This is a genomic window from Parvibaculum sedimenti, from assembly GCF_009184905.1.
Taxonomy (GTDB): Bacteria; Pseudomonadota; Alphaproteobacteria; order Parvibaculales; family Parvibaculaceae; genus Parvibaculum; species Parvibaculum sedimenti.
Genome location: NZ_WESC01000012.1, coordinates 41,936 through 66,934, shown reverse-complemented (window position 1 = coordinate 66,934; position 24,999 = coordinate 41,936). Strand labels below are relative to the sequence as shown.

Annotated in this window: 25 protein-coding genes; 12 read left to right on the top strand and 13 right to left on the bottom strand. The window is 63.0% G+C overall.

Translation table 11 applies throughout. The annotated features are described in order from the left end of the window. Positions 1 to 72 precede the first annotated feature (72 nt). Entirely contained in the window at positions 73 to 1,794 is a 1,722-nt protein-coding gene (locus F2P47_RS13400; RefSeq protein ID WP_152216882.1) for a hypothetical protein, read from the top strand. 4 nt (positions 1,795 to 1,798) lie between these two features. Here F2P47_RS13400 and F2P47_RS13395 read toward each other — a convergent pair whose 3' ends face one another. Continuing rightward, the gene (locus F2P47_RS13395; protein ID WP_152216881.1) at positions 1,799 to 2,632 is read right to left on the bottom strand and encodes a hypothetical protein; all 834 of its coding nucleotides are present in this window, start codon (positions 2,630 to 2,632) and stop codon (positions 1,799 to 1,801) included. Positions 2,633 to 2,733: 101 nt separating this feature from the next. On the opposite strand from F2P47_RS13395, the gene F2P47_RS13390 reads away from it, so the two are divergent. Further along, on the top strand, positions 2,734 to 3,315 hold the full coding sequence (locus tag F2P47_RS13390) for a nitroreductase family protein (RefSeq protein WP_246176896.1): 582 nt from the start codon (positions 2,734 to 2,736) through the stop codon (positions 3,313 to 3,315). Between the two features lie 9 nt (positions 3,316 to 3,324). On the opposite strand, the gene F2P47_RS13385 is transcribed toward F2P47_RS13390, so the two are convergent. After that, complete coding sequence (locus tag F2P47_RS13385) at positions 3,325 to 3,585, bottom strand: hypothetical protein (RefSeq protein ID WP_152216879.1); 261 nt, start codon at positions 3,583 to 3,585, stop codon at positions 3,325 to 3,327. A 97-nt stretch (positions 3,586 to 3,682) separates the two neighbouring features. Here F2P47_RS13385 and F2P47_RS13380 point away from each other — a divergent pair, with 97 nt between their 5' ends. Further along, positions 3,683 to 4,423 (top strand): HAD family hydrolase, encoded by a 741-nt coding sequence (locus F2P47_RS13380; RefSeq protein ID WP_152216878.1) that lies wholly within the window; start codon positions 3,683 to 3,685, stop codon positions 4,421 to 4,423. A gap of 2 nt (positions 4,424 to 4,425) precedes the next feature. Here the strand turns inward: F2P47_RS13380 and F2P47_RS13375 are convergent, their stop codons facing one another. Together F2P47_RS13375 and F2P47_RS13370 are read right to left on the bottom strand one after the other, a co-directional pair. Continuing rightward, positions 4,426 to 5,235: a phytanoyl-CoA dioxygenase family protein gene (locus F2P47_RS13375; RefSeq protein ID WP_152216877.1), complete on the bottom strand. Its 810-nt coding sequence runs from the start codon at positions 5,233 to 5,235 to the stop codon at positions 4,426 to 4,428. A 202-nt stretch (positions 5,236 to 5,437) separates the two neighbouring features. Beyond that, positions 5,438 to 6,871, bottom strand: coding sequence for a tetratricopeptide repeat protein (locus F2P47_RS13370; RefSeq protein ID WP_185681111.1), 1,434 nt, complete (start codon positions 6,869 to 6,871; stop codon positions 5,438 to 5,440). 247 nt (positions 6,872 to 7,118) lie between these two features. On the opposite strand from F2P47_RS13370, the gene F2P47_RS13365 reads away from it, so the two are divergent. Then, complete coding sequence (locus tag F2P47_RS13365) at positions 7,119 to 8,312, top strand: hypothetical protein (RefSeq protein ID WP_152216875.1); 1,194 nt, start codon at positions 7,119 to 7,121, stop codon at positions 8,310 to 8,312. A gap of 60 nt (positions 8,313 to 8,372) precedes the next feature. Here F2P47_RS13365 and F2P47_RS13360 read toward each other — a convergent pair whose 3' ends face one another. The 3 genes from F2P47_RS13360 to F2P47_RS13350 are packed head-to-tail and all read right to left on the bottom strand — an operon-like array spanning position 8,373 to position 10,663. Next, a complete protein-coding gene (locus F2P47_RS13360; RefSeq protein ID WP_152216874.1) occupies positions 8,373 to 9,296 on the bottom strand; it encodes an NAD(P)-dependent oxidoreductase in 924 nt (307 codons plus the stop codon). A gap of 16 nt (positions 9,297 to 9,312) precedes the next feature. Then, positions 9,313 to 10,188 carry an HpcH/HpaI aldolase/citrate lyase family protein gene (locus F2P47_RS13355; RefSeq protein ID WP_152216873.1) on the bottom strand — a complete coding sequence of 292 codons (876 nt, stop codon included), beginning with the start codon at positions 10,186 to 10,188 and terminating at the stop codon, positions 9,313 to 9,315. A gap of 4 nt (positions 10,189 to 10,192) precedes the next feature. Continuing rightward, positions 10,193 to 10,663, bottom strand: coding sequence for a MaoC family dehydratase (locus F2P47_RS13350; protein WP_152216872.1), 471 nt, complete (start codon positions 10,661 to 10,663; stop codon positions 10,193 to 10,195). A 104-nt stretch (positions 10,664 to 10,767) separates the two neighbouring features. Between F2P47_RS13350 and F2P47_RS13345 the strand changes: the two genes are divergently transcribed. Beyond that, complete coding sequence (locus F2P47_RS13345) at positions 10,768 to 11,175, top strand: HIT domain-containing protein (protein ID WP_152216871.1); 408 nt, start codon at positions 10,768 to 10,770, stop codon at positions 11,173 to 11,175. Between the two features lie 36 nt (positions 11,176 to 11,211). Next, positions 11,212 to 11,697: a response regulator gene (locus F2P47_RS13340; protein WP_152216870.1), complete on the top strand. Its 486-nt coding sequence runs from the start codon at positions 11,212 to 11,214 to the stop codon at positions 11,695 to 11,697. An 85-nt stretch (positions 11,698 to 11,782) separates the two neighbouring features. Here the strand turns inward: F2P47_RS13340 and F2P47_RS13335 are convergent, their stop codons facing one another. Continuing rightward, entirely contained in the window at positions 11,783 to 13,213 is a 1,431-nt protein-coding gene (locus F2P47_RS13335; protein ID WP_152216869.1) for a spinster family MFS transporter, read from the bottom strand. A gap of 124 nt (positions 13,214 to 13,337) precedes the next feature. Between F2P47_RS13335 and F2P47_RS13330 the strand changes: the two genes are divergently transcribed. Continuing rightward, positions 13,338 to 14,285 (top strand): lytic transglycosylase domain-containing protein, encoded by a 948-nt coding sequence (locus tag F2P47_RS13330; RefSeq protein ID WP_185681110.1) that lies wholly within the window; start codon positions 13,338 to 13,340, stop codon positions 14,283 to 14,285. Here F2P47_RS13330 and F2P47_RS13325 read toward each other — a convergent pair whose 3' ends face one another. Continuing rightward, positions 14,286 to 15,485, bottom strand: coding sequence for a CaiB/BaiF CoA transferase family protein (locus F2P47_RS13325; RefSeq protein WP_152216868.1), 1,200 nt, complete (start codon positions 15,483 to 15,485; stop codon positions 14,286 to 14,288). A gap of 173 nt (positions 15,486 to 15,658) precedes the next feature. Between F2P47_RS13325 and F2P47_RS13320 the strand changes: the two genes are divergently transcribed. Continuing rightward, complete coding sequence (locus tag F2P47_RS13320; protein ID WP_152216867.1) at positions 15,659 to 16,789, top strand: DUF2336 domain-containing protein; 1,131 nt, start codon at positions 15,659 to 15,661, stop codon at positions 16,787 to 16,789. Between the two features lie 75 nt (positions 16,790 to 16,864). Then, positions 16,865 to 18,079, top strand: coding sequence for a 3-oxoadipyl-CoA thiolase (pcaF, locus tag F2P47_RS13315; protein WP_152216866.1), 1,215 nt, complete (start codon positions 16,865 to 16,867; stop codon positions 18,077 to 18,079). Positions 18,080 to 18,195: 116 nt separating this feature from the next. On the opposite strand, the gene F2P47_RS13310 is transcribed toward pcaF, so the two are convergent. Continuing rightward, complete coding sequence (locus tag F2P47_RS13310) at positions 18,196 to 19,341, bottom strand: EAL domain-containing protein (protein ID WP_152216865.1); 1,146 nt, start codon at positions 19,339 to 19,341, stop codon at positions 18,196 to 18,198. 175 nt (positions 19,342 to 19,516) lie between these two features. On the opposite strand from F2P47_RS13310, the gene F2P47_RS13305 reads away from it, so the two are divergent. Continuing rightward, positions 19,517 to 20,317: an NUDIX hydrolase gene (locus tag F2P47_RS13305; RefSeq protein WP_152216864.1), complete on the top strand. Its 801-nt coding sequence runs from the start codon at positions 19,517 to 19,519 to the stop codon at positions 20,315 to 20,317. Between the two features lie 55 nt (positions 20,318 to 20,372). Here the strand turns inward: F2P47_RS13305 and F2P47_RS13300 are convergent, their stop codons facing one another. Then, entirely contained in the window at positions 20,373 to 21,017 is a 645-nt protein-coding gene (locus F2P47_RS13300; RefSeq protein ID WP_152216863.1) for a hypothetical protein, read from the bottom strand. Between the two features lie 115 nt (positions 21,018 to 21,132). Continuing rightward, a complete protein-coding gene (locus F2P47_RS13295; protein WP_343032312.1) occupies positions 21,133 to 21,963 on the bottom strand; it encodes an NAD kinase in 831 nt (276 codons plus the stop codon). Here F2P47_RS13295 and cutA point away from each other — a divergent pair. Beyond that, on the top strand, positions 21,962 to 22,303 hold the full coding sequence (gene cutA / locus F2P47_RS13290; protein ID WP_152216861.1) for a divalent-cation tolerance protein CutA: 342 nt from the start codon (positions 21,962 to 21,964) through the stop codon (positions 22,301 to 22,303). The genes F2P47_RS13295 and cutA overlap by 2 nt on opposite strands. On the opposite strand, the gene moaA is transcribed toward cutA, so the two are convergent. Further along, positions 22,300 to 23,337, bottom strand: coding sequence for a GTP 3',8-cyclase MoaA (moaA, locus tag F2P47_RS13285; RefSeq protein WP_152216860.1), 1,038 nt, complete (start codon positions 23,335 to 23,337; stop codon positions 22,300 to 22,302). The genes cutA and moaA overlap by 4 nt on opposite strands. A 129-nt stretch (positions 23,338 to 23,466) precedes the next feature. Here moaA and glpK point away from each other — a divergent pair, with 129 nt between their 5' ends. Next, positions 23,467 to 24,981 carry a glycerol kinase GlpK gene (gene glpK, locus F2P47_RS13280; protein WP_152216859.1) on the top strand — a complete coding sequence of 505 codons (1,515 nt, stop codon included), beginning with the start codon at positions 23,467 to 23,469 and terminating at the stop codon, positions 24,979 to 24,981. The last annotated feature ends 18 nt before the right edge of the window (positions 24,982 to 24,999 follow it).

The window sequence follows — 24,999 nt, the reverse complement described above, 5'->3', positions numbered from 1 at the left end:
CCGTGTCGGACATGCCACATAAGGATGTGGTTGAGTGTCTGCCTGTCACGCGGATTCGGGGGAATACACGGGATGAGGATCGGCGGCTACGCTATTGCGGTAGCGCTTTGCTTATGGGTGGGCGGCGCGCTTGCCGAGTCCCTGCCTGCCGGCACCATGTCGCCCGTCGTCAGCGGGCTCGACATGCTCGACCCGAACGCCGCGCCGGCGCCCGCAGGACTTCAGTGGCGCATTCTCAAACCTGAATGGAGCGCCAGCGACGAGCGCGCCTATGGCGAATTCATTCGCGCCATAGGCCTGAGCGGTTGCCGAACCGTCGATGAATGCCTCCGCGGCCCCGCCAATATCTACCGCGCGAGTGATCCCGCCGGATCGAGCTTCTTTGCTGATTGCGCGGACTTGCCCTATGTGCTGCGCGCCTATTTTGCCTGGAAGAACGGCTTGCCCTTCTCTTATGTCAGTGGCGTCGCGGCGATAGGGGAGTCCAACGATCTTCGCTATTCGCGTTACGGCAATTACGTCTTCCAGCGTACGGATATTCTGACCCCGTCGGATGGGCATTGGCCAAACGCTCGATATGTGCTGACGAATATCTCCAACATGATTTCGAGCGCAATGTATCGCTTCGCGCCGAAGCCGCGCGAAGGCGATTTCTTCGACTTTTATCCGGTGAAGATCGCGCCTGGTGCGATCCGCGCCGGGACCAACATCTACGACCCCAATGGCCATGTTGCGGTTGTCTATGATGTGGATGATGAGGGCCGCATCCGCTTCATCGACAGCCATCCGGACAATACATTGACGCGGGGCAGCTATGGACGGCGCTTTGTTCGAGCCTCCCCGCCCATGGGTGCGGGTTTCAAGAACTGGCGTCCGCCGAAGCTCATCGGTGCGAGCCGGGCGAGCGACGGCTCTTATGTCGGTGGCCATATGGTAGCCGCGATGGACGGGCAATTGCCTGACTGGTCCGATGAGCAGTTTTACGGCACCGAGCGGGGCGCAAGCTGGAGCGCGGGCCGTTTCGTCTACAAGGGCGAGACGCTCGACTATTACGACTATGTTCGCCGCGCCGTCGCGGGGCACGACATCATCTATGATCCGCTGGCCGAGACTCGCGGCATGGTGAAGGGACTTTGCGACGATCTCCACTACAGGGCCATGGCAATCGACGTTGCCGTTCAGGCCGGGATCAACAGTCAGCCGCAACCGTCGCGTCTGCCGGAGAATATTTATGGCACTTCCGGCGATTGGGAGACCTATTCGACGCCATCGCGCGATGCGCGGCTCAAGGTTTCATTTCAGGAGTTGAAGGACCAGATTGCGAAGTTCCTCGCCATGCGCAAGGCCGGGAGCAAAAACATCACCTATGGCGGGGCGTACCTAGCGCGGGATCTCTCCGCCGCTTATCGCGAGGCGGCGGGAGCTTGCACCGTGGTCTGGACAGCGAGCGATGGAAGCAGGCGTCAGATGAGCTTTGAGGAGGCGCGGAAGCGGCTTTTCGACTTTTCCTTCGACCCCTATCAGTGCCCCGAACGGCGTTGGGGCGCGCAAGGCGCCGAACTAGCCACCTGCCGCGACGATAGCGTGAAGCGGAGCTGGTATGAGGCGGAGCGGCGGCTGCGCAATCAGTCGGAGCGGACCTATGACGCGAAGATGGGCTTCTCTCTCGAAGAACTCCGCGCCGCGGTGCCCGCGAGCGGGCGGGACGCCGCGCCCGACGTCGACGTTCTGTCGATGCTCGGCAAGGCGGCGGATGAGAAGTCAGCCTCAGCAATCGATGGGCTGAGGCGGTGATGCGTCATAGCCTGTACCAGAGGCCGAGCGTAAGTGTGCTCTCGCGCAGACTGTTTTGCCCGGCGATAGCGCGCATCGCGCCCAGTTCGAGTGAAACATTGCGGTCGAATTGCTGAACGATGGAGAGGCCGACCTTGCTCGCGGCGACACGCTGAAACGCATAATCTCCCGTGACCTTGCCGATGGAGGCGAAGCTTTCGCTCTTGATGAGCAACATCGTGTCGGCAAGCGGTCTTAAGCCCATCGTGACATTGAGCTTGGTCTCGCCGGGCCGCCCCGCCGGACGATAGCGCCAGCCGCCATAGGTGTTGGTAAAGCCGTTCAGGCCCCAAAGGGTGAAGTTCCGACCCATGAAGAGACCGATCTCACCGTCGACGTCGCCACGCCGCGAACTGAAGGGATCGCCGCCTGAGGCCGCGTTGTGCCGCACGGCGAGCGCTTGCACGGCAAAGCGCGTATCGCGCCATTCACCGAGGCCGAGGTGCATGCCGAGTTCCAGCCGCGAAATCGACCTCTGGGTGAATTCGATGCCGAAATAATCGGTGCTGTCGCGCGTCAGCGCGAGTGAAGAGACGAGTGTGAGGCTCTTCGTCAAGCCATATTCGAGATAGGGTGCGAGTTCCGTCTTGCGGTAATCGCTATGCGGCACGACCTTGCCGCTGCTATCATAGCTGTCGTTTGCGCGGGTTGTGCTGAACGGAACGATGACCAGAAGCTCGCCCTCAGCCATGGGCCATGCGCCGGCCAGCGCTGGCGCGCTTGCTCCTGTCGCGGCGATCAGCCCCGTTGCCGCGGTCAGCGTTGCGCGCAATGCGCGGCCCAACCGTAAAAACCCCACGGAATGCCCCCTTATTTGCCCGACGGGATGTTGCTGCGCGGGCTTGCGCCTGTAAAGGGCGATGCTTAGGTTTGCGGCACTCCCAATCGGAAGGAAATATCGTGCCGCGTTCCCCGGAAACCATTGATCTGCTTCTTACCCGCCGCTCCGTGAAGCCGCTGACCATGGTTGAGCCTGGGCCGGATGAGGCTGACCTCGAGATCATGTTGCGTGCCGCGTCGCGTGTCCCGGATCACGGCAAGCTCGCGCCTTGGCGTTTCATCGTGTTCAGGGGCGCGGCGCGGGCGCAGTTTGGCAAGGTGCTGCGCCACATCTTCGCAGCGGAGGAGCCGCGCGCGGATGAGGACCGGTTGAAGCTCGAAGAGAACCGCCTCCTGCAGGCCCCGCTCGTCGTCGCCGTCATCTCGCGCCTGGTGCCGAGCAAGAAAGCACCGGAATGGGAGCAGCGCCTTTCGGCAGGCGCCGCTTGCCAGAACATGCTGGTCGCGGCGACGGCGCTGGGGTTCGTCGGTGCATGGCTGACAGAGTGGTATGCCTATAGCGACAATGTCGCGAAGGCGCTTGGCCTCGGCGAGAACGAGCGCGTGGCGGGCTTCATCTATTTTGGCAGCCCGAGCCAGCCGAAGGATGAACGCGAGCGGCCGGCACTTGCCGACATCGTGAGCGAGTGGAAGTCCGAATAGTCGACGTCATCAGCTATCGCCGTCATGACGCATGGCAACAATGTGGCCGTGGCGCAGCGCGACAGTCTGAACCGAAGAGCGCTCAGGGCTATCCGGTCCTTCGATGCCGAAAAGCGCATGGCGATGGTCGAAGGCATAGGCAGCATTCACGATAACGAGAAGGATGCCGGTCGAGATGCCCGCAATATGGCTCTGGATATAGGTGAGGCCTGCGATCGCGACGCTTGCGAGCAGGAGCAGGAACGCGAAGGTGATCTTGAAGGATCGCATCGGGATCTCCCCCTCAGGTTCGTCAGACCGCAATATATATCAGTATAATCGCGGCTCGCTTTAAAGCGGAAAAGTGACGCCCATGCATGGTGCCGAAATGTCAGGTTCTGAAAATCGCCAGCGACAGGAAGCGGAAATCCGCGCCATCCTTTTCGACAAGGACGGAACGCTGTTCAGCTATCACGAGACCTGGGGACCCATTCTGAAGGAGGCGGCGGCGTTGGCGGCGGAGGGAGACGAGGGGATTGTACCCGGCCTTCTCGAAGCGGTGGGGTATGACGTGGCGAGTGGCCGCATCGGTGCGGGTACGGTCTTCGCGGCCGGCGAGACGGTGGAACTCGCAACGCTGTGGCGGGAGCTTGGCGTGAAGCGCGAGCTTTCGCGCCTTGTCGAGGATCTGGACGCCCTTTTTGCCCGCGAAGCGCCGGTGCGCTCGCGGCCGGTCACGGATCTTCAGGTGCTTTTTTCAACTTTGCGGGGCCGGGGATTCCGGCTTGGTCTTGCAACGAATGACGGAGAGGCTTCCGCGCTGGCCACCATCACACGCTTCGGTCTGGCGGAGCATCTGGAATTTCATTGTGGCTATGACAGCGGCTATGGCGCAAAGCCTTCCCCCGGCATGGTCAATGCCTTTTGCGCCGCCATCGGGCTTGGCCCCGAATGCATCGCCGTCGTCGGTGACAACAGCCACGATCTCGACATGGGGCGCGCGGCCGGGGCGGGGCTTTTAGTTGGTGTGCTGACGGGTACGAGCGCGCGAGAGGATCTGGCGCCGCTTGCCGATGTCGTCATTGACAGCATCGCTGAACTTCCCTCGCTGTTAGCCGAGCGCTGCTGACTTCAACCGAGGTCCCATATCGCCTTGAAGTCGCGAACCTCCCCCAGAAGCCTCTGCGCGGGCGTCTTTTTGTCGATATGGCCGATGAGGCTTCGGTAGGTGCCGAAGCCGCAAAGCTCCTGCAGTCGCGGCTCGAAGGAACGAACGAATTCAAGCGGCAGGCCGAGCTGCTGGTTTTCCTGCTGGCGGATATAACCCGCGCAATAATTCATGGCGATGCCGACGCGGCGCTCGCCGGATTTATTGGCGCCGCCGCCATGCCACAAGCTGCCATGCCAAATTAACACGGAACCCTTCGGCATCTCGGCGGCAATGCTGTCATATTCATGCCCGTAGTCCGGTGATGAGCTCCGCTTGTGCGACCCGGGAATGATGCGCGTCGCGCCGTTTTCTTCCGTGAAGTCGGTGAGCGCCCACATGGAATTGCAGACGAAGGGCGCATGCGGCTTGGCGACCGGCATGATCTGGTCGTCGGCGTGAATCGGCTGCGCTCTTTCGCCGGGGTCGATGGAAATCGACGAGAGTGACGAAACGAGGCAACCTTCATCCAGCACGCCTTCGACGATCGGCAGAACAAGCGGATGTGTCGGAATGCGCTCGAAGGCCTTTCCATGCGCAAGAAGATTATAGATGCGAACCGTGTGATGGCCCTCGAAGCCGTTGCGCGCGGGTTCTATGCCAAGTTCGTATTCGAGCCGCAGCAGGGCTGCGTTCAGCGCGACGAGATGATCCGGGTCGATTGCATTCTCGACTATCGTGTAGCCGTCTTTCTCGATGGCGTTGAGATGCGTTTCGAGGTCTTTCTCATGCATACAGGCTCCCTCCCCGGAGTGATGATGAAAAGGTCTCTTGAAGACAACATAGCAACTCGGGCCGAATGGGAAACCGGTTATGTGACCAGACCGGACAGTTAGGGGCTCCAGATCGCCAGAATATTTTCCATCATTGCTTCAAAATGAAACTGAGGGGCGCGGGGAGGGCGGAGTATTCAGTCCGGCATTCGCGCGCTGCGGTTCATTTGCGCCAGCTCGTCGGCTTCACGTCGAAGGCGAGGCTGATGCGCTGCACCTCACCGCTAAACGGCAGGGTGCGGTGGAACAGGTAGGAAGGGAAGAAGAAAGCGTCGCCCTCGCGCGGCTCAAAGATCAGCGTTTGCGGTTCGAATGTTGCGTCGAACTCCGGCGGCGGATTGCCGAATTCGATCCAGCCGTCGCGTGCCTCGCCGGTGCCCATGGTCGGCGGCAGCGCGACGTAATAGGCGCCGCTCATCCAGCCACCCGTGTGAATATGCGAATGCTGGTGGCCGCCTTCCGAAAGCAGAGTGCCCCACATGTCGAGAGTGTAGGTCTCAGGCACCATGCCGAAGAAGGGATGGTATTTCTCGCGCTTGATGGCGTCGAAATGCTTGTCGATGGCGGCGCGAAGCATCCTCTCGAAAGCGAGGAAGGGTTCGCGCGGATTGTCGAGAAGAAGGCCGGTCTGCCCCCCCTTGCGCGTCGCCTTGCCCACCGGCTCCCAAATGGCGGTTGGGTCGGCGCGCAGCGCGTCGGCCAGCACTTTGTTGAACTCGGCGAGCGAGGTGTAGCCCTCCGGCGGCGTCAGAGTGACGCGCGTAATCATGCGCGCCATTTCCGCGCGAGAACCCGCGGGCATCTGGCCAAGTTCCTGCGCGCGGGCGAAGGGAAACCACGCAGCGGCGCGACGTTCCGGCCCGAACCGCGCAAGCGCGCGGTCGAAGATCTCCGCCGCCTCGCGGGCGTCGCCGCGACGGAGCTTCACCATGCCGAGACTGACGTAGCTCAGTCCGTCTTTCGGATCGAGCGTGCTCGCCTTTTCATAAGCGGCCTCGGCGGCGGCGAGATCGCCGCGCTTCTGTTCGACATTGCCGAGATTGCCATAGGCAGCGGCAAACTTCGGATCGACCGTGATGGACTTGCGGAAGATTTCCGCGGCTTCATCGAGACGGTCCTGTCGGAAGACCACCATGCCGAGCAGCGTGAGCGTTGCCGGGTTATTCGGTTCGGCTTCGAGCGCGCGCCGGAAGCACTCCTCCGCCCTGGCGAAGTGACCGGCCCGCTGCGCGATCTGGCCGAGTGTGAGCTGGAAAACAGGATTGCGCGGGAAGGAGGCTGCGGCGCGGCTGTAGTGCTCCTCCGCTTCCGCCCAGAGCTGCCGCGCCTGCAACAGGCGGCCGAGATTGACCCAGGGCACCGGCGAATGCGGCGCTAGTTCCAGCGCACGACGCAGAAGCGGCTCAGCCTCGCCCTGCGCACCCCGATCGATGAGAACGGCGGCGAGCATCGACATGGTCTCGGCGTCGTCCGCATGGTCCGACAGAAGCGCACGAGCCTTGGCTTCCGCCTGGCCTCTCTTGTTTGCCTGAATGAGACCGAGGATTTCCTTGCGCCGCTCGACGATATTGACCGGCATTTGCGTCTGATCGCTCACGTTACTTTCCATGGCTGCTGAGGGGCACAAGCTGCACGGGGGCGGGCGCGGCGTCAATAGACGGGCTGATGAGAGGCCAGGCGATCGAAACGGCCGGTTCCCGCGCCGGATGCCTGCGCTTGGCATCCGCCGGCGGGGCGGGGTGTGAATTGCGCTCGGATATGTTTTTCTCAATCTGGACCTTGCTTCGGATGAGAGTTGTATACTCAAATCCAAAGGAGAGCCGGATCGTAAAATAGGGCGGTAGATGGCCAGGCAGTACTACGAGATTAAGGTCAGGCACGAGGGCCTTAACAAATATCGCCATATCCGCGGGCAGGAGCAATCTATCGTCAATCAGAAAGCTCGTGCGCAAAAGGCTCAATGGGACGAGCAATGGCGCCGTGTTTATGAGCGCTATTCTTTGAACAGGCCAATGGAGGGGTGGAAGGCAGAGGCGGCCCGACGCACAGTCGATGCGCAGGCGGCCCTGCGGGATGCCGATAACATCCTCGGAACATCATTATCCGTACACGAAGCCGTTGATTGGGATGCACTGAAAGATCATTCGAATTTTCCTGTGCCGAAACCAGCTGCACCGCTACTGCAGAATTTGGTTCCTGAGCCGACGAAGGAAGATCCCGAGCACCAGGTGAAGCTCAATCTGATCGATCAGTTGTTTTCTTCTCATCGGGAACGAAAGATCGCCGACGCCGAAGCGCGTTTTCAACTCGCCCTGTCCAATTGGGATAGGACGGTCAAGGAATTAATGGCACAGAACGCGGAGAATGCGCGACGTCACCGAAAGGAGGTCGAAGACTGGGAGCGCCAGAAGAACGCCTTCGAGAAAGCGCAGGCGGAAGCCAATGCGGTTGTTGATGGCTTGCAGGAGCGTTACGGGAGCGGCGACGTTGAGGCAATCGAAGAGTATTGCGATCTGGTTCTAAGTAATTCGTTCTATCCGGAATGGTGCCCGAAAAATTTCGGGCTCCGGTTCAATCCCGAGGACAGAATGCTGATTCTGGATTTCGATTTGCCGATGCCGGACGACCTTCCCGCGCTGAAGGAGGTCAAATACATAGAATCGAGCGATGTGCTCGAGGAGGTGTATCTGGAGGAAGCGGAGAAGGGGCGGATATATGACAAGCTTGTTCGCGACATCTGCTTGCGCAACCTGCATGAACTTTTTGAAGCCGATGCAGCCGGCCATATTGACGCCATTACTTTCAATGGCTGGGTGGACCTCACACACGAGGCGACCGGGAGTCGGGAACGAGATTGCATCGTTTCCGTACAGACAACCAGAGAGCGATTTCTGTCGATGACTTTGAGTTCTGTGGGGTCGGAGGCCTGTTTTCAGGCGCTGAGCGGAGCCGGGAGCGGCGAGTTCCATACTCTCACCTCCGTTGTTCCGCTCAGGTATCTTGACAAGGACAACGGACGCTTCATTGGAGCGATCTGACAGAGATCAGTGGGCGGATGTAATTGCCCCCATCGAGACGTGTTGTCTGGCGCGCCGCGCTCAGGCTGTGACCGGAGCGGGCAGCGGCCTGCCCGCGAAGAAGGCATCGAGATTGGCGATGGCGGCATTCAGCATGGATTGCAGCGCCTCAACGCTCGCGCCGCCAAGATGCGGGGTGAGCACCACATTGGGGAGTTCGCGCAGGTCAGCGCGGATATGGTCAGGCTCGCCTTCGAAGACGTCGAGGCCCGCGCCTGCGAGTTTGCCGGACTTGAGCGCGGCGACGAGGGCTTCCTCATCAATGACCGAGCCGCGCGTTATGTTGACGATATGGCCGCGAGGACCAAGCGCCTCGATGAGTTCGGCGTTGACGAGGTGGCGGTTGCTCTCGTCGGCGCGGTGGGCGAGAACCAGCGCGTCTGCCCAGGTCGCGAGGGCGAGCGGCGTTTCGAAATATCGGTAGGGTGAGGCGTTGCGCTTGTTGCGGCCGTAATAGCCGATCTCGGTTTCGAACGCTGCGAGGCGAGCCGCAATTTTCTCACCGATGGCGCCAAGACCGACGATGCCGATCTTGCGTCCAGTGAGGCCGGGCGAAAAGAGCAGCCTGGCCGCGCCGTCGCCGCGCCAGAGGCCTGCGCGCATGAGCCTGTCGCCGGTGGCGACATGGCGGATGGAGGCGAGGAGAAGGGCGACAGCGAGGTCGGCAACGGCGGCGGCGTTGGCACCCACCGTATTCGTCACCTTGATGCCACGGCGCGTCGCTTCCGCCACGTCGATGCCTTCATAGCCTGAACCGATGCAGGCGATGATGCGCAGCTTCGGCATCTCGTCCATTTCCTTCACCGAGGTGACGGAAGCGCCGGCGAGGAGAATTGCTTCGGCCTCATGCCGTTGAGCCGGGTCGGCAATCAGCGTGAACTTCCCGGACAGTTGATCCTGAAAGGCCTTGCCGAGCGGGATGGCGAGAAAGACGGACGGCTTCATTGGAACTCTCCGAGATTCAGGCGGACTGCGCCGCTTCCGCGCGCGCGATCAACGCCTGCGCCTGCTTCAGATGTGGAATGTCGAGCATGACGCCGTCGAGCGCGACGACGCCGACGTCGCCTGCCCTGGCGAAGGCGTCGACGACAGCGCGGGCATGCGCCACGTCTTCCTCGGAAGGGGTGAAGACGCGGTTGATGAGCGGCACCTGCGCGGGGTGGATCGCCATCTTGGCGGTGAAGCCGTCGCGAACCGCTTCGCGCGCTTCGGCGATGAAGCCAGTTTCGTCGCGGAAATCCTTGTAGACGCCGTCGAGCGGCATGACACCTGCCGCAACCGCGCCTGCGAGCGTCAGCGTGCGGGCAAGGCGATAGGGCTCCGTATAGTTCCCGCTCTCATCCTTGTTGCTGCGCGCGCCGAGCGCGGTGGCGAGGTCTTCCGCGCCCCATGTGAGCGCGAAGAGGCGAGAACTCGCGCCGGCATAGGTACCGAGATTGAAGAGCGAAGCTGCCGTTTCCGTCGCGACGCAGAAGAGTTTCGTCGCCCCGGCTTCGATGCCTGCGTCGCGCTCGAGCTGGTCCAGTTTCGCGGCGACCTTCTTCACGCAATCGCCCGAAATTGTCTTCGGAATCATAATGGCGAAGGGGCGATGCGCGACGACGGCTTCGAGGTCCGTTTCCCAGAGCGGCGTGTCGAGCGCGTTCATGCGGACGCAGACGCGGGGGCCCTTGACACTGGCGCTTCTCAGGTAGTCGCGCGCATTGGCGCGGGCGGCCTCCTTGTTCGAGAGCGCGACTGAATCCTCGAGATCGAGGATCAGCGCGTCGGCGCCCGTGGTGGCCGCCTTGGCGAGCTTTTTGTCACTGTCGGCGGGAATGAAGAGGAAGGAACGCATGGGATCAGACCTTGACCGTCTCGGTCCCGCGCGCATGCATGAAGGCCTGCCGTGTGCAGGAGGCGACTTCCTCGCCGCGCTGGTTATAGGCCTTGTGCTCGAAGGTCACGATACCGGCATTGGGACGCGACTTGGAACGGCGCTTGCCGAGCACACGCGTTTCGATGTGGAGCGTGTCGCCCTGAAAGACGGGTTTGGGGAAGACGACATCCGTCATGCCGAGATTGGCGATGGTCGTTCCATGCGTCGTGTCATGGACCGAAATGCCGATCATGAGGCCGAGCGTGAAGAGGCTGTTGACCAGCGGCTTGCCAAACTCCGTCTCGGTCGCTGCATAATGATGGTCGAGATGAAGTGCCGCCGGATTCATCGTCATGGTCGAGAAGAGAACATTGTCGGTCTCCGTCACCGTGCGCGTGATCGAATGCTTGAAAAGCTGACCGTCTTGAAAATCCTCGAAAAGAAGTCCCGGCATCTTGTATCCCGTTTGAAAGCTGAGGGCTCGCCTCCCTGACTGCCCTTGGGTTAGCTTATAGTCTTATCCGACCGAAAAAAGAAAAGCGCCAAGGCCCTTCCGGTATGACCTTCCGTCTCCACGAACAGTTGCACGCCGACACCTATACGGTGAAGGACTTGCCTCTCTGCCGCGTTCTGCTGATGAACGATCGGCGCTTCCCCTGGACGATCCTGGTGCCGCGCCGGGATGGCTTGCGCGATTTCCACGAGGTGGCGAAGGCCGACAAGGCGACCTTCCATGCCGAGATCGATCATGTCTCGGAGGCGCTGAAGCGGCTCACCGGTGCCCACAAGCTGAATGTCGCTGCACTGGGTAACATGGTGCCCCAGCTTCACGTCCATGTGGTCGCCCGCTTTGACGGAGATGCCGCATGGCCGAAGCCGGTCTGGGGGCAGGGTGTGGCCGAGCCGTATGACCCGCCAGCCGCCGGAGAGCTTATCGAAAGCTTAAGAAAAGAGCTTCACGGTTAACCTTTGGTTTAAGGTTCGGGACCTAGTCTCGCTCCCATGGCGGCGATTCCCGCCGATCATGGAGAGAGAGCCGTGGCGACCTGCCTCATCGCCGATCAGTCCGCGCCGGTCCGCAAGGCCGCGAAATTCCTGCTCGAAAGCCTCGGCTTCGAGGTGGTGGGCGTGCGCGATGGCGAAGAGGCGCTGCGCACCGTTCGGAGCGTCGCGCCGGATCTCATCCTGCTCGATGCGCGGCTGCCGGGTTTCGAGGCTGCCGCGCTGATCGACGAAATCAGGTCGCTGCCGGAAGGCGCGCCCGCCTGCATCTTCTTCATTGCCGATGGCGGACCCGCTGGCGTCCGTGCGGCCATGGAGGCGGGCGCCGACGACTTCCTGATCAAGCCCTTCGATCGGGAGCTTCTGTCCTTCAAGCTCGAACAGGCCCGTGCCCGCGGATGTCTGCGCGAAGGGAAGAGGGCCATGAAGCTCGTTCAGGACAATTCCCATTCCTGGCGCTTCCGCGCGTTCGGCAAGGCGATCTGAGGCTGTCCCTCAGCGAATCGACGCAATCGCGATTTTCAGGTTCGCGGATCGATATCCGATTTGGGAACAATGCCGCCTAATTCACTCATGCATCTGGATTTTCGTGCATCTGGCTCCAGCGCTCGAGGTAGTCGAGACTCCTGAGATAAGGCTTCAGGGCCAGGAAGCCGGTGCCCGCGCCGATCAGCAAGACCACGGGAGGGACATAGGCAAGCGAATAGCGGAGCAGCTGCTCGTCCTTGAAAACGAAATCCGTCACCAGCGCGATTGCGGTCGGCCCGAGACCCAGCCCGATGAAGTTGACGAGGAGCCCCGATAGGGCGGAGGCGAAGCCTCGCATCTGGTTCGGCATCATCTCCTGAAGCGCCGAGGGGCCGATGCCCGTGGTGAAGGTCGCAAAGAAGGTGGCCGGAGCGAGGAGCGCCAGAGCTATCATCGGATTGCTCATCAGCGGAAAGGCCACCGCGAAGGGGAGCGTCACGAGGCCCGTGCAGGACATGACGATGATGCGCCCGTTCCGATAACCCCATGAGCAGACGAGGTCGCCGAGCGCGCCGCCCGCGACCACGCCGCCGGTCCCGAAGATGACGATGATCCATCCGTACCAGCGGCCGGCCTCGACGACGTTCCAGCCATAAGTGCGGACGAAGAAGGAGGGGACCCAGGCGGCCGTGCCATAAGCCATCATGGCGAGGAAGGCGAAGCAGAGGTTCATGCCGAGGAACGAGGCTGCATTCGCCTTGAGATAGGCGATGACCTCGCCAAGCGGTACCTGGCCGTCGCGCTCGATACCGTCCGCGCCGATCTCGCGGCGGATATGGCCGCGCCGCGCCGGCTCGCGGATCGTGCGGACCCAGAGCGCGATCAGGAGGCCCGGCAGGCCGACGATCAGAAACACGATCTGCCAGCTATAGACCTGACCCAGCAGCGGCAGGACGATGTTTCCGCCTTTCGCGACCATGCCGATGACCTCGGCGCCGATAACGAGGGCGAGACCAGCGCCGATATAGACGCCCATGCCATAGACGCCGATGGCGATGCCGAGGCGCTTGGGGGGGAAATAGTCGGAGATGACCGAATAAGCCGAGGACGAGAGCGCCGCCTCGCCGACGCCGACGCCGATGCGGTAGGCGAAGAGCTGCCAGTAAACCTTTGCCGTACCACAGAGAGCTGTCATCAGGCTCCAGAAGAACACGCCCACGGAAATGATCCCGATCCGGTTGCGCCGGTCGACGAGGCGTCCGATTGGTAGACCCATGATTGTGTAGAAGGCGGCGAAGGCGAGGCCCTGCAGCAGGCTCATCTGGGTGTCGGTGATGGCGAGGTCGCGCTTCATCGGACCGACCAGCAGGCTCAGGATCTGCCGGTCGATGAAGGAGAAGGTATAGGCGAGGACGAAGACGCCGACGACATACCAGGCATAGGCCGGGTTCGGATAGGGCCTCGTATCAGCGGAGGCCGCCGGTTTGTGATGCAGGATGTCCTCGACTTCGGACGCAACCTCGATTTCGGCCATGAGCCGCTCCCTCCCGTTTCCCTGGTTCTTGTTGGCCGGCTCTTTGTGGCCGACTCCAATCTGACTTTACCCTCTGGCACGGTGCTTGCGACCCATGTCTTGAGCAACAGAGGTTTTTTCGACGATGAGCCTGGTTCAAGCCATATCGGCACCCACCCAGATCGCTGCCGCGCTGCAGAATGCGAGCGCGCAGACGGGGGCCGACTTCAACTATTTGCTGAACACGGCCATGCGTGAGTCGAGCATGAATTGCTCTGCAAAATCAGCTACTTCCAGCGCTTGCGGGCTATTTCAGTTCACCGAGCAGACCTGGCTCGCGACCATGAAGAAGGACGGCTCGGGCCTGGGCCTCGGCCAATATGCGGACCAGATCAGCCGGGATTCGCACGGCAAGTATGTCGTGGCCGATCCTGCCGCCCGCCGGGAAATTCTTGCCCTTCGCGATGATCCGCAGGTCTCGGCGCTGATGGCGGGGGCCTATACGAACGCGAGCAAGGACCGGCTGGAGGCGAGTCTCGGGCGGTCCGTCAGTTCAGGCGAACTCTATGTCGCGCATTTCCTCGGCGCGGGCGGCGCGACGAAGCTTATCTCCGCCGCCGAGGACACGCCGAACGCGCGGGCCGACATGCTCTTCCCGCAGGCGGCCGCCGCGAACCGGTCGATCTTCTACACCTCGTCGGGGGCACCAAAGACGGTCGGGCAGGTCTATCAGAACCTCGTGACCAAGCATCAGGGTGGCGCCGAGCTTGCGCCTCGGCCGGTGCTGGCAAGCGCCGGGCAGGCGGAGGCAACGGCCTCGCTCGGTAGCCTTTCGTCTGCGTTGAACGACGAGACGACAGCCGCCGAGCCGTCCTATTCGGCTCCCTCGACGGGCTATGGCGGTGCCGCCGTCGCCGCGACGGCGGCATCCATTTCCCGCTCGCCGCTGAAGCTCACCCCCGGGGTTCTCGCCGTGCTCAATTCGCTCGACGCTCCGGCGCAGAGCGAGCGCAAGGACGCGAAGGATGACCGCGACAACAAGACGAAGGTGGCCAGCCGTCTGTTGCCGCGTTCAGGTTTCGCCTATGGCTGATCAGCCGATGGTCTTGGCGTCCCTGAGCCTCGCGAGGTCGGCTTCGCCGTAGCCTGCCGCGCGCAGCACATCGAGGGTGTGCTGGCCGAGGGCAGGGGCTGGGCCCTTCGGCCCGTCATCCGCGCCGGGGAAGCGCACGGGGCTCGCCGGTGCCTTGAAGGTTCCCGAGCCATCCTCTTCAGGCACGTCGACAAAGGCTCCGGCAGCAATCGCCTGCGGGTCCTGCACGACATCCTTGGGATGCATCAGCGGCGACCAGATCACGTCATGCTCGTCGAGCTTCTGCCGCCAATGGTCGAGATCATGCTCGGCAAAAGCCGCATCGAGAATGTCGACCAGTTCGGCGGCGTTGGCACGGCGGCCCTTGGGGTTCGCAAAGCGCGGATCGGTTTCGAGTTCAGGCTGGCCGATGATCTTGCAGACAGCCGTCCAGTCGACCGAGCCCTGACGCGGCACGATGACGAACCATTCGCCGCTTTTCGTCTTGAAGAAATTGCTGATGGGCTGCACGGCCTCATGGCGCGACTTGGTGGAGCCGAGCTTGCCGAATTTGAGCTGCACGGCCATGTCGGAGCCCGCCGCGTAGATCCCCGCGCGGATGAGCGAGGATTCGACGAGACGGCCCTTGCCCGTGCGCTGGCGCTCGACCAGCGCCGCCAGAATACCGCCCACCGTTGCCATGCTGGTCGTGTGATCGCCGATGCCCGTGCGGAGCGTCGTCGGCTCGGTCCCCTTGACGGTTTCGAGATAGCCGAGTCCCGATCGCGCCCAGAAGGCGGCGATGTCGAAGCCGGGGCGGTCGCGCTCCGCGCCTTCGAGGCCATAGCCGGTGACGCTCGCATAGACGAGGCGCGGATTGATGGCCGCGAGCGAGGCATAGTCGAGGCCAGAGCGTTCGAGGCCGCCGGGGCGGACATTGGTGAGGAAGACGTCCGCATCCTTAACCAACCGCTTCACCGCCTCCACGCCTTCGGGCGTCGCTGTGTTGATGGCGACGCCCTTCTTGCCGCGATTGTCGAGATCGAAGATCGGGCTGCCCTTGAGATGGTCGGCGCCGACATTCGCCATGGTGTAGCGCATGGGACAGCCCGCCAGCGGCTCGACCTTGATGACCTCCGCGCCCCAGTCGGCAAGGATGCCGCCCGCGCCCGGCGCGGCGATGTAGGTCGCCATCTCGATGACCTTGATACCTTCGAGCATGTCCGCTCTCCCTGTTTTGAATTTCTTGTTGCTGCGGATCATCCATGAAACGGCCAGCCTGTCAAAGTCGGCCGGATTTCGCGGTGTGACCTGAAGGCTTCGTTAAAGGCTTTGCACTAGTGTCTGCAAAGAGTGCGTAACGCCGTTTCGTTGTGGTGCCCCGGGGCTGGACGATGCAGGACAGGCTGACATTCGCCGATGTGGAGCGTCTGCTCTCCGAGCCGATGGAAGATGCGCGCGCGCTGATCGCCCGCAAGGTCGCGTCGCAATTCAGCAATGTCGTGCTGACGCCGCGCGAGCGGGAGCTGGCGCAGGAAATTCTCGGCTATCTCGTCCATGACATCGCGGCGCAAGTGCGTAGCGCGCTGGCGCAATGCCTCTGCGATCTGCCCGCTGCGCCGCGTGACGTCATCCTTGCGTTGGCGGGCGACATAGACGAGGTGGCGCTTCCTATCCTTGAAAGCTCGACCGTACTCACCGAAGAAGACATGGTGCACCTCGTCCTCACCGGCAGCGCGGCGAAGCGGCGTGCCATTGCGGGAAGAAAGGATGTCGCGCCGGCCGTTTCCGATGCGATTGCCCGGGCGGGGGACCGCGCCGCCGTCGCTGCGCTCATAGGCAATGAAGGCGCGATCATTCGGTCCGAGGCGCTCAATGCGATCGTCGATCGCTATTCGGACGACGATGAGATCATGGACCCCATGGCGCGGCGGACCGACCTGCCGATCTGTCTCGTCGAGCGCCTTCTCACCATCGTGTCGGACCAATTGCGTCAGCACCTGATCGAACGCCATGACATCGCCCCGGACATGGCGGCCATATTCGAGGAGCAGGCGCGCGAGCGCGTGCTTGTCGAAAGGATTCAGGCGATCCATCCCGACGAGATCGGTCGCGTCGTGCTGCAGATCGCGGAAAGGAAGCGTCTCACTGCCTCGCTGCTGCTGCGCGCGCTCTGCGCTGGCGAGTCCGGCTTTGTGGAGACGGGTTTTGCTCTGCTCACCAATGTGCCGGAGGAGCGCGCGACACGGCTCATCCATGATGTCGGCCCGCTGGGCTTTCGCGCGGTCTATGCGCGGGCGGCTCTGCCAGAAATCTTCTATCCCGCCTTCCGCGCCGCGCTCGATGTCGTCCATGAGCTTCAGGCCGACGGCTATCTGTCGGACAGGCCCTATCTTCGCCATAGCATGCGGACGCGCATCGGCGAGCGTTTTCCCGAGATCGAGGCAGGCGATGTCGATTTCCTGATAGACCGCCTGACACGGCGGCTAAGCCCTGTTTCCTGGGGCAAGGGGTTTGCCGCCTGAGGGGCAAAAACCCCTTCGCACCCGCAAATGGAAGCTGGTAGGTTGCGGCCCTTCCCATGAGAAAGGGCCAGAGCCATGATGCATGCCACACGAGAAGCCTTTATCTGCGACGCGGTGAGAACGCCGATCGGCCGTTATGCCGGGGCGCTTGCCTCTGTGCGCGCGGATGACCTCGGCGCCGTGCCGCTCATGGCGCTGATTGAGCGCAATCCCTCGATCAACTGGAGCCGCATCGACGATGTGATCTTCGGCTGCGCCAATCAGGCGGGCGAGGACAACCGCAACGTCGCGCGCATGTCGTCGCTGCTGGCGGGCCTGCCCGATACTGTGCCGGGCTCGACCATCAATCGCCTCTGCGGCTCGGGCATGGATGCCGTGGGCACGGCGGCCCGCGCCATCAAATCCGGCGAAACCGATCTCATGATCGCTGGCGGCGTGGAGAGCATGTCGCGCGCGCCCTTCGTCATGGGCAAGGCGACGAGCGCTTATTCGCGCGACGCGCAGATCTATGACACGACCATCGGCTGGCGCTTCGTCAACCCGCTGATGAACCGGCAGTACGGGACGCATTCGATGCCCGAGACGGCGGAGAATGTCGCGGAGGAATTCCAGATCTCGCGCGAGGATCAGGACGCGTTCTCGGTGCGGAGCCAGCAGCGCGCGGGACGCGCCATGGCATCGGGCCGCTTCGCCAGGGAAATCGTGCCGGTCACCATTTCAGGCCGCAAGGGCGAGACGGTCGTCTCGCAGGACGAGCATCCGCGTCCCGACACAACGCTCGAAGCATTGGCAAAACTGTCGACGCCGTTCCGTCAGGGCGGGTCGGTGACGGCGGGCAATGCGTCCGGTGTCAATGACGGTGCCTGCGCCATGATCATCGCGTCTGCCGAAGCCGTAGAAGCGCATGGCCTGACGCCGCGCGCGCGCATTCTCGGCATGGCGACGGCGGGCGTGCCGCCACGCATCATGGGCATCGGGCCTGCCCCCGCGACCCGCAAGGTGCTGGAAAAGACCGGTCTCAATATCGGCGACATCGAAGTCATCGAGTTGAAGGAGGCCTTCGCCGCGCAGGGCCTTGCCGTCATGCGCGATCTCGGCCTGCCGGACGACGCAGAACACGTGAATCCCAATGGTGGCGCCATTGCGCTGGGCCATCCGCTCGGCATGAGCGGCGCGCGCCTCGTCACGACGGCGGTGCAGGAGCTGCATGAACGCGGCGCGCGTTACGCCCTCTGCACCATGTGCATCGGTGTCGGGCAGGGCATCGCGATGGTGATTGAGCGGGTGTAGGGCTTCGCCCGAAAACGGACTGTCATCCTGGCCTCGTGCCGGGCTCCAGGAGTTGCCGGCGCTGCATTCGACGCCCCTGGACCCCGGGACAAGCCCGGGGTGACAATAAAAGGCGCTTACATCCCCAGCGCGCGCAGGAAAAAGTTCTTCTTCTTTTTCTGCTTCGGTTTAGGCCGCTTGACGCGCATGCGGATCGGCTGATCGACACCGGAGAGCCTGCGGCCATGTTGCGGCGGGCGGCGCAGCAGGGCGACGAGCTTGCGGTCGGGGAAGATGCAAACGACATCGATTTCGGCGATCGGAACCGGAATATCATCTGTGCCCGGAATGGAGAAATCCAGTGCTTCGTAGTCGATGATCATTTCGACGACGGGGAGGTCGACGCGGGCGATCGCTTCCTCTTCCTCATCGAGCGCTTCGCTCAGCAGCAATTCGCCGAGTTCCTCCTCGCGCGCAGCCTCCTGAAAATCGCGCCTGATGTCCTGTGCGAAGGTCCAGCCGATGAGGTCCTTTGCTTCGCGGGGTGGGCAGATATGCGAACCCTGCGCGGCGGTGAAGCCGAGGGCCGCGAGCGCGGACAGGGTCGTCTCGTCCTCGACGCCGACGGCGGTCGCATCGAGACCTTGAGAGACCGCGAGGGCGACGCGCTTGCCGATAAAGCCGTGGCCGGATTGCTTGAGCCGCCGCGCAAACTGGATGATGGCGCCGCCCGAGATCTTGATCTCGCTGAAATGGTCGGGGGTCAGGAATTCCTGCGGCACGATGACCGCGCCGCCGCCGTCCAGCGCCGTGCGGAAGCCGAGGCGCCGCATTTCGGCAATTGTCGTAACGGCATCCTGCCCGTGGCGGGCGAAGACGGCTTCCGGCACTTCGATCGTGAAATGCGCAGGGTCGAGCCCGTGCTCGCCGACGATCCCGTCCAGTGCCCCGGGAAGGGATGGATCGGTGAGCTCGCTGCCGGAAATATTGAGCGAGACCGGCCAGTTCTGGCCCCTGAGGCGCCAGGCCTCCATCGACTCGGAAGCGGCCGCTGCGACGAAACGGGTCAGCTCGCCGCTACGTCCGTGGCGGTCGAAGAAGGACAGGAAGAGGCCTGGCGGCATCAACCCGTAATCGGGATGGAGCCAGCGTACATAGGCTTCCGCGCCGAGTACGCGCCCCGTCGCCAGCTCGATCTTCGGCTGGAAGACGAGGTGCAGATGCCGCGCCTCGAAGGCGAGGTCGATGTCGCGGTTGGTCAGCCGAAAGGAACTGCTGTACATCTTGAGCCAAATTCTTTGGTCGCGGGGCAGGCGCAGGTCGCCTGTTTGAAATTTGCCCCTCGGCTGGTTTAGACCGGCTTAACAATCCGGTGGCGCGGCGAACAGCCTTGCCAATAGATTAAGAAAAAGACGCTCAGCCAGAAAAGCGTCAGGAAATGAAACAGGGAGTAAGTCCATGTCCAGCCCCGCAAGCGACAAGCTGATTCCGGCGGCCACCATTCTCCTTCTGCGCGACAGCGCGGAGGGACTCGAAGTCTTCATGGTGGTGCGTCATCACCAGATCGACTTCGCATCGGGCGCGCTCGTCTTTCCGGGCGGCAAGGTCGACCCGCGCGACCGGCATGAAAATGTGCGCGGCCTCGTCGACGGCGCGGAGGATCTCGACGATTGGGAATTCGCGATGCGCGTCGCGGCGATCCGCGAAGCCTATGAGGAATGCGGCGTCCTGCTTGCCCGCGATGAGAAGACGGGCGCGCTCGTCAACGCGGCGCGTCTGACGGAACTCGAGCATCGGCGCGATGCACTGAACAAGGGCGAGATCGGCATTGGCGACATGCTGGCGGAAGAGGGCTTGCGCCTTGCCGCCGATCTGCTGACGCCTTACGCGCACTGGATCACGCCGAACATGATGCCCAAGCGCTTCGACACGCGTTTCTATCTGGCCCTGGCGCCGGAAGATCATCTTGCTGTGCATGATGGATCGGAGTCGGTCGACTCCGTCTGGATCAAGCCGCTCGACGCCGTGCGCGAGGCGGAAGAAGGCAAGCGCACCATCATCTTCCCGACGCGCGTCAACGTGCAGAAGCTTGGACGTCACGAAAACGCCGCCCACGCCATCGAAACGGCGCGGGCCGCGCGCATCGTCACCGTCGAGCCGCAGGTGACGAAGAACGAGGCCGGCGAGCCGGTGCTGCGCATTCCCATCGAGGCGGGATACGACGTCAACGAAGAGCCGCTGTCGCGCGTGAAGGTGTAAGCGGCTTCAGAACCGAAACTGTTCTGTCAGGATGCGCTCGTCGAGGCTTGGGCGCCTATCGCACCGGCGTCGGTGTGTAGGTCCAGGTCCAGCCCTTGTTGACGAAGATCATCGACTTGCCGTCGGACGAGACCGTCAATTGGCCGCCGGGCTCCACCGGCATGGCGAGGATCATCGTTCCTGGAACGGGGAGGTCCGCGCTCTCCGTCGTCGATCTGGCCGGCACGGACTCCGACCCGCCTGTGCAGGCCACGGGCATGGCGGCGGCGGGGTAATCGCTCCGCACCGACATGGCGAGCTGGCCGCCGAGCCCTTCTTTCAACGACAGCAACGTGAAGTGCTCGTATTTGCCGTTGAGCACGGGCGCCCGGCATCCGGACGCGCCATTCCGCAGGGCGCCGATCTCGGTGGGGAGATTTTTGATGGTGGGCTCGCCGACGAGTTTGGCTTCGGTCTGGTCCCAGTCAAAGCTCATCTCGACCCGGTCCTTGACGGGCGCATAGCCGTTTGTCCCGGCATTGACGATCAGCGTGTCGGCGGAATAGTCGCCGGTCACAGCATAATGCACGACCGTCACCGTCGCCCATTTCTGCATGACTTCGGCGTTGATCTCAGCGGCGGCAACCGGCGCGCCGATGAAGAGCGTGGCGGCAACGACCGCGGCAAAGGCGTCAAGAGTGCGCCATAGACGAATTTTCATGAATGTCGCTCCCCTGCGTGACAGCACCGAAGTATGTCCCGGTCCGGCCCGGACGGCGAGGGGGAAAGAATGATGGCCGCCATGACGATGCGCGGCGACCGGTTCGGAGGCGCGCCTAGAACAGGAACTGTTCCGTCAGGATGCGTTCGTCGAGGCTGTGACCTTCGTCGAACATCATCAGCAGGTCGATGGACGGATCTTCCTCGACGCGAACGTCGACCACGTCGCGGAATTCGCGGTGGTCGGCAACCGCGCTGACGGGGCGCTTGTCGGCTTCGAGAATTTCGAAGCGCACCTTCGCGCGATGCGAGAGCAACGCGCCGCGCCAGCGGCGGGGGCGGAAAGCGCTGATCGGCGTGAGCGCGAGAAGCGCCGCGTCGATCGGAATGATCGGCCCCTGAGCCGAGAGGTTATAGGCGGTCGATCCGGCCGGGGTTGCGACGAGCACACCGTCGCAACTCAGTTCGGCCATGCGGACCTTGCCGTCGATGGAAATCCTGATCTTCGCCGCCTGCGCCGTTTCGCGCAGGAGCGAGACCTCGTTGATCGCGAGCGCCTGATGCTCCGAACCATTGGCGAGCGTTGCGTGGGCGCGCAGGGGATGGAGGCGGGCAATCTCGGCAGCTTCAAGCCGCTCGCGCAGATGGTCGGGCTTGTATTCGTTCATCAGGAAGCCGACAGAGCCGCGGTTCATTCCGTAGATAGGGATACCGCGATGCATATGCTTGTGAAGCGTCTGGAGCATGAGGCCGTCGCCGCCAAGCGCGACGAACACATCCGCCTCCGCCGGTGCGGCATTGCCGTACCGGTCGGTCAGCGTCTTCAGGGCTTCCTGGGCCTCGGGCACATCGGTTGCCACGAAGGCGATCTTGTCGAACTTCATCAGTTCCATTCCATCGGGCGCACAGGCACTATATCTCCACGCGAGGGCAGGAGATAAGCACATGAGCGGCGCGGCGCAAATAGGGACCGAATTCGTCTTTATCTACACGCCCTTGCCGGATCGGTCGGCGGCGGAAACCATGGCGCGGGCGCTTGTTCGGGACGGGCTGGCGGCCTGCGTGAATATCTATCCGGGCGTGGTGTCCGTTTGCGAATGGAAGGGCGAGATCGAGGTGAGCGACGAGGTCGTCGCCTTCATCAAGACGCGCCGGGCGCTGGCCGAAGAGGCAATGGCGGCGGCGCGGAAGCTGCATCCTTATGAGGTACCCGCCTTCCTCTTGCTGCCTATCGAAAGCGGGAACGAGGATTATCTCGCCTGGGCGCAGGGGCAGGTGAAGGACTAGCCGCCCGTTACCGACATGTGGCGGCGAACGGCGGGTGAGTTGTGCTCGCGGTCGATGATGAAGTTGTGGCCCTTGGGCTTGCGTCCGATGGCCTCGTCGATGGCGGCGTTGAGGCGATCGTCTTCGCCACTCCCGCGAACGGAGGCGCGGAGGTCGGCGGCATCTTCCTGTCCGAGGCACATGAACAGTGTGCCCGTGCAGGTGAGCCGCACGCGGTTGCAGCTTTCGCAGAAATTATGGCTCAGCGGCGTGATGAAGCCGAGCTTGCCGCCCGTTTCGCGGATACGGACGTACCGGGCGGGGCCGCCGGTCCGATCCGGCAGGTCTTCAAGCGTCCAGCGCTCCTCAAGGTCGGCGCGGACGCGCGAGAGCGGCAGATATTGATCCGTGCGGTCCTCGTCGATCTCGCCCATGGGCATGGTTTCGATGAGCGTGATGTCGTGGCCCTGTCCATGCGCCCATTCGATGAGCGAGGGGAGTTCGGTCGCGTTGTCGTCCTTCAATGCGACGGTGTTGATCTTGACCTTGATCCCGGCCTTCGTCGCGGCCTCGATTCCTTCGAGCACCTGAGGCAGGCGGCCCCAGCGCGTGATATGGGAAAAGCGCTCTGCGTCAAGCGTATCGAGCGAGACGTTGATGCGGCGGATGCCTGCGGCTGCGAGGTCTTCTGCGAAGCGCGCGAGCTGGCTGCCATTGGTGGTGAGCGTCAGCTCTTCCAGCGCCCCCGTTTCGAAATGTCGGCCGAGCGAGCGGATGAGCGTCATCACATCCCGGCGGACAAGGGGTTCGCCCCCGGTGAGGCGGAGCTTCCTCACACCTTTGGAGATGAAGGCGGAGCAGACGCGGTCGAGTTCCTCGAGCGTCAGAAGCTCCTTCTTCGGCAGGAAGGTCATGTGCTCCGACATGCAATAGGTGCAGCGAAAGTCGCAACGATCCGTTACCGAGACGCGCAGATAGGTCACCGTCCGGCCGAACGGGTCGATCATGGGGGCGGCTTCCGGGGCCGGGGTCAGGGCGCGGGGCTCGAACGTCATGGACAAAAGATAGCATTAGCCCCGGCGGATTTCGCCCCCATGTCGAATGGGGCGATTCCGGCTTTCGGGCGGGTTTCAAAGAGCGAGCTCAGGCGTTAGCCTCGCTCGGCCTACAAGGGGGGATTGAGGATGCCGAACGGCGCCCATTACATTTTGTCGATCGATCAGGGGACGACCAGCACAAGGGCGCTGCTCTTCGACCAGTCCGGCTCGCCCATGCGGGTGCGTCAGAAGGAGCTGCGCCAGATCTATCCGCAGGATGGCTGGGTGGAGCACGACGCCGAGGAGATATGGGAGGCGACGCTCGATGTCTGCCGAGGCCTGCTGACGGCTGGAACGCATGTCGAGAACATTGCCGCCATCGGCATTACCAATCAGCGCGAGACGACGGTGCTCTGGGAGCGGGCGACCGGCAAGCCGCTCCACAATGCCATTGTCTGGCAGGACCGCCGTACTGCGGAGCTTTGCGCCAAGCTGAAGGCGGAGGGCAAGGAGTCTGCCGTTCAGGCGAAGACGGGGCTTCTGCTCGATCCCTATTTCTCCGGCACCAAGCTCGCCTGGCTGCTCGACAATGTGCCGAACGCGCGGGTGCGGGCGGAGAAGGGCGAGTTGTGCTTCGGCACGATCGACTCCTGGCTCATCTACAAGCTCACCGGCGGCAAGGTGCATGCGACCGATGCGACCAATGCCTCGCGCACGCTGTTGTTCAACATCGGCACCCAGGCGTGGGACGACGAAATCCTCGGCTGGCTCGGTATTCCCCGCGCGCTGCTGCCGGAGGTGAAGGATTGCTGCGCCGATTTTGGCCTGACGGAAAAATCGCTCTTCGGTGCGGAGGTTCGCGTCGCGGGCGTCGCGGGCGACCAGCAGGCGGCGACGGTGGGGCAGGCCTGCTTCGAGCCGGGGTTGATGAAATCGACCTATGGCACGGGCTGTTTCGCCGTCCTCAACACCGGCGAACGGCAGGTGGCGAGCGCGAACCGCCTGCTGACGACAGTGGCCTATCGGCTTGGCGGAAAGACGACCTATGCGCTGGAGGGCTCGATCTTCATGGCCGGCGCCATCGTGCAATGGCTGCGCGACGAGATGCGGCTGATTTCCAGTTCGGCGGAGAGCGAGGCGCTGGCCGCCGATGCCGATCCCAATTCCTCGGTCGTGCTGGTGCCTGCCTTCACCGGCCTCGGCGCGCCTTACTGGGACCCGCATGCGCGGGCGGCGCTGTTCGGCATGACGCGGGACACGGGCGCCGCCGAGATTGTCCGGGCCGCCGTGGAATCCGTGTCCTTCCAGACGCGCGATCTCATGGAGGCGATGACCGCCGACATGAAGGCGGCGGGTCTCGAAAGCCCGCAGGCGTTGCGCGTCGATGGCGGCATGGTCGCGAACAACTGGTTCATGCAGAACCTGACGGACATTCTGGGCCGTCCGGTCGAACGTCCGGCCATCACCGAGACGACGGCGCTCGGCGCGGCCTATCTCGCTGGCATGCAGGTCGGTTTCTACGGCACGCCGCAGGATGTCGCCCGGCACTGGCAATGCGAGCGCCGCTTCGAGCCCGAGATGGTGGAGGCTGAGCGGACCGCGCGTTATGGCCGCTGGGGGCAGGCGGTGGGGCGGGTGCTGACGCGCCAGGCCGTGCTATAATTTCCAAAATCGACAAAT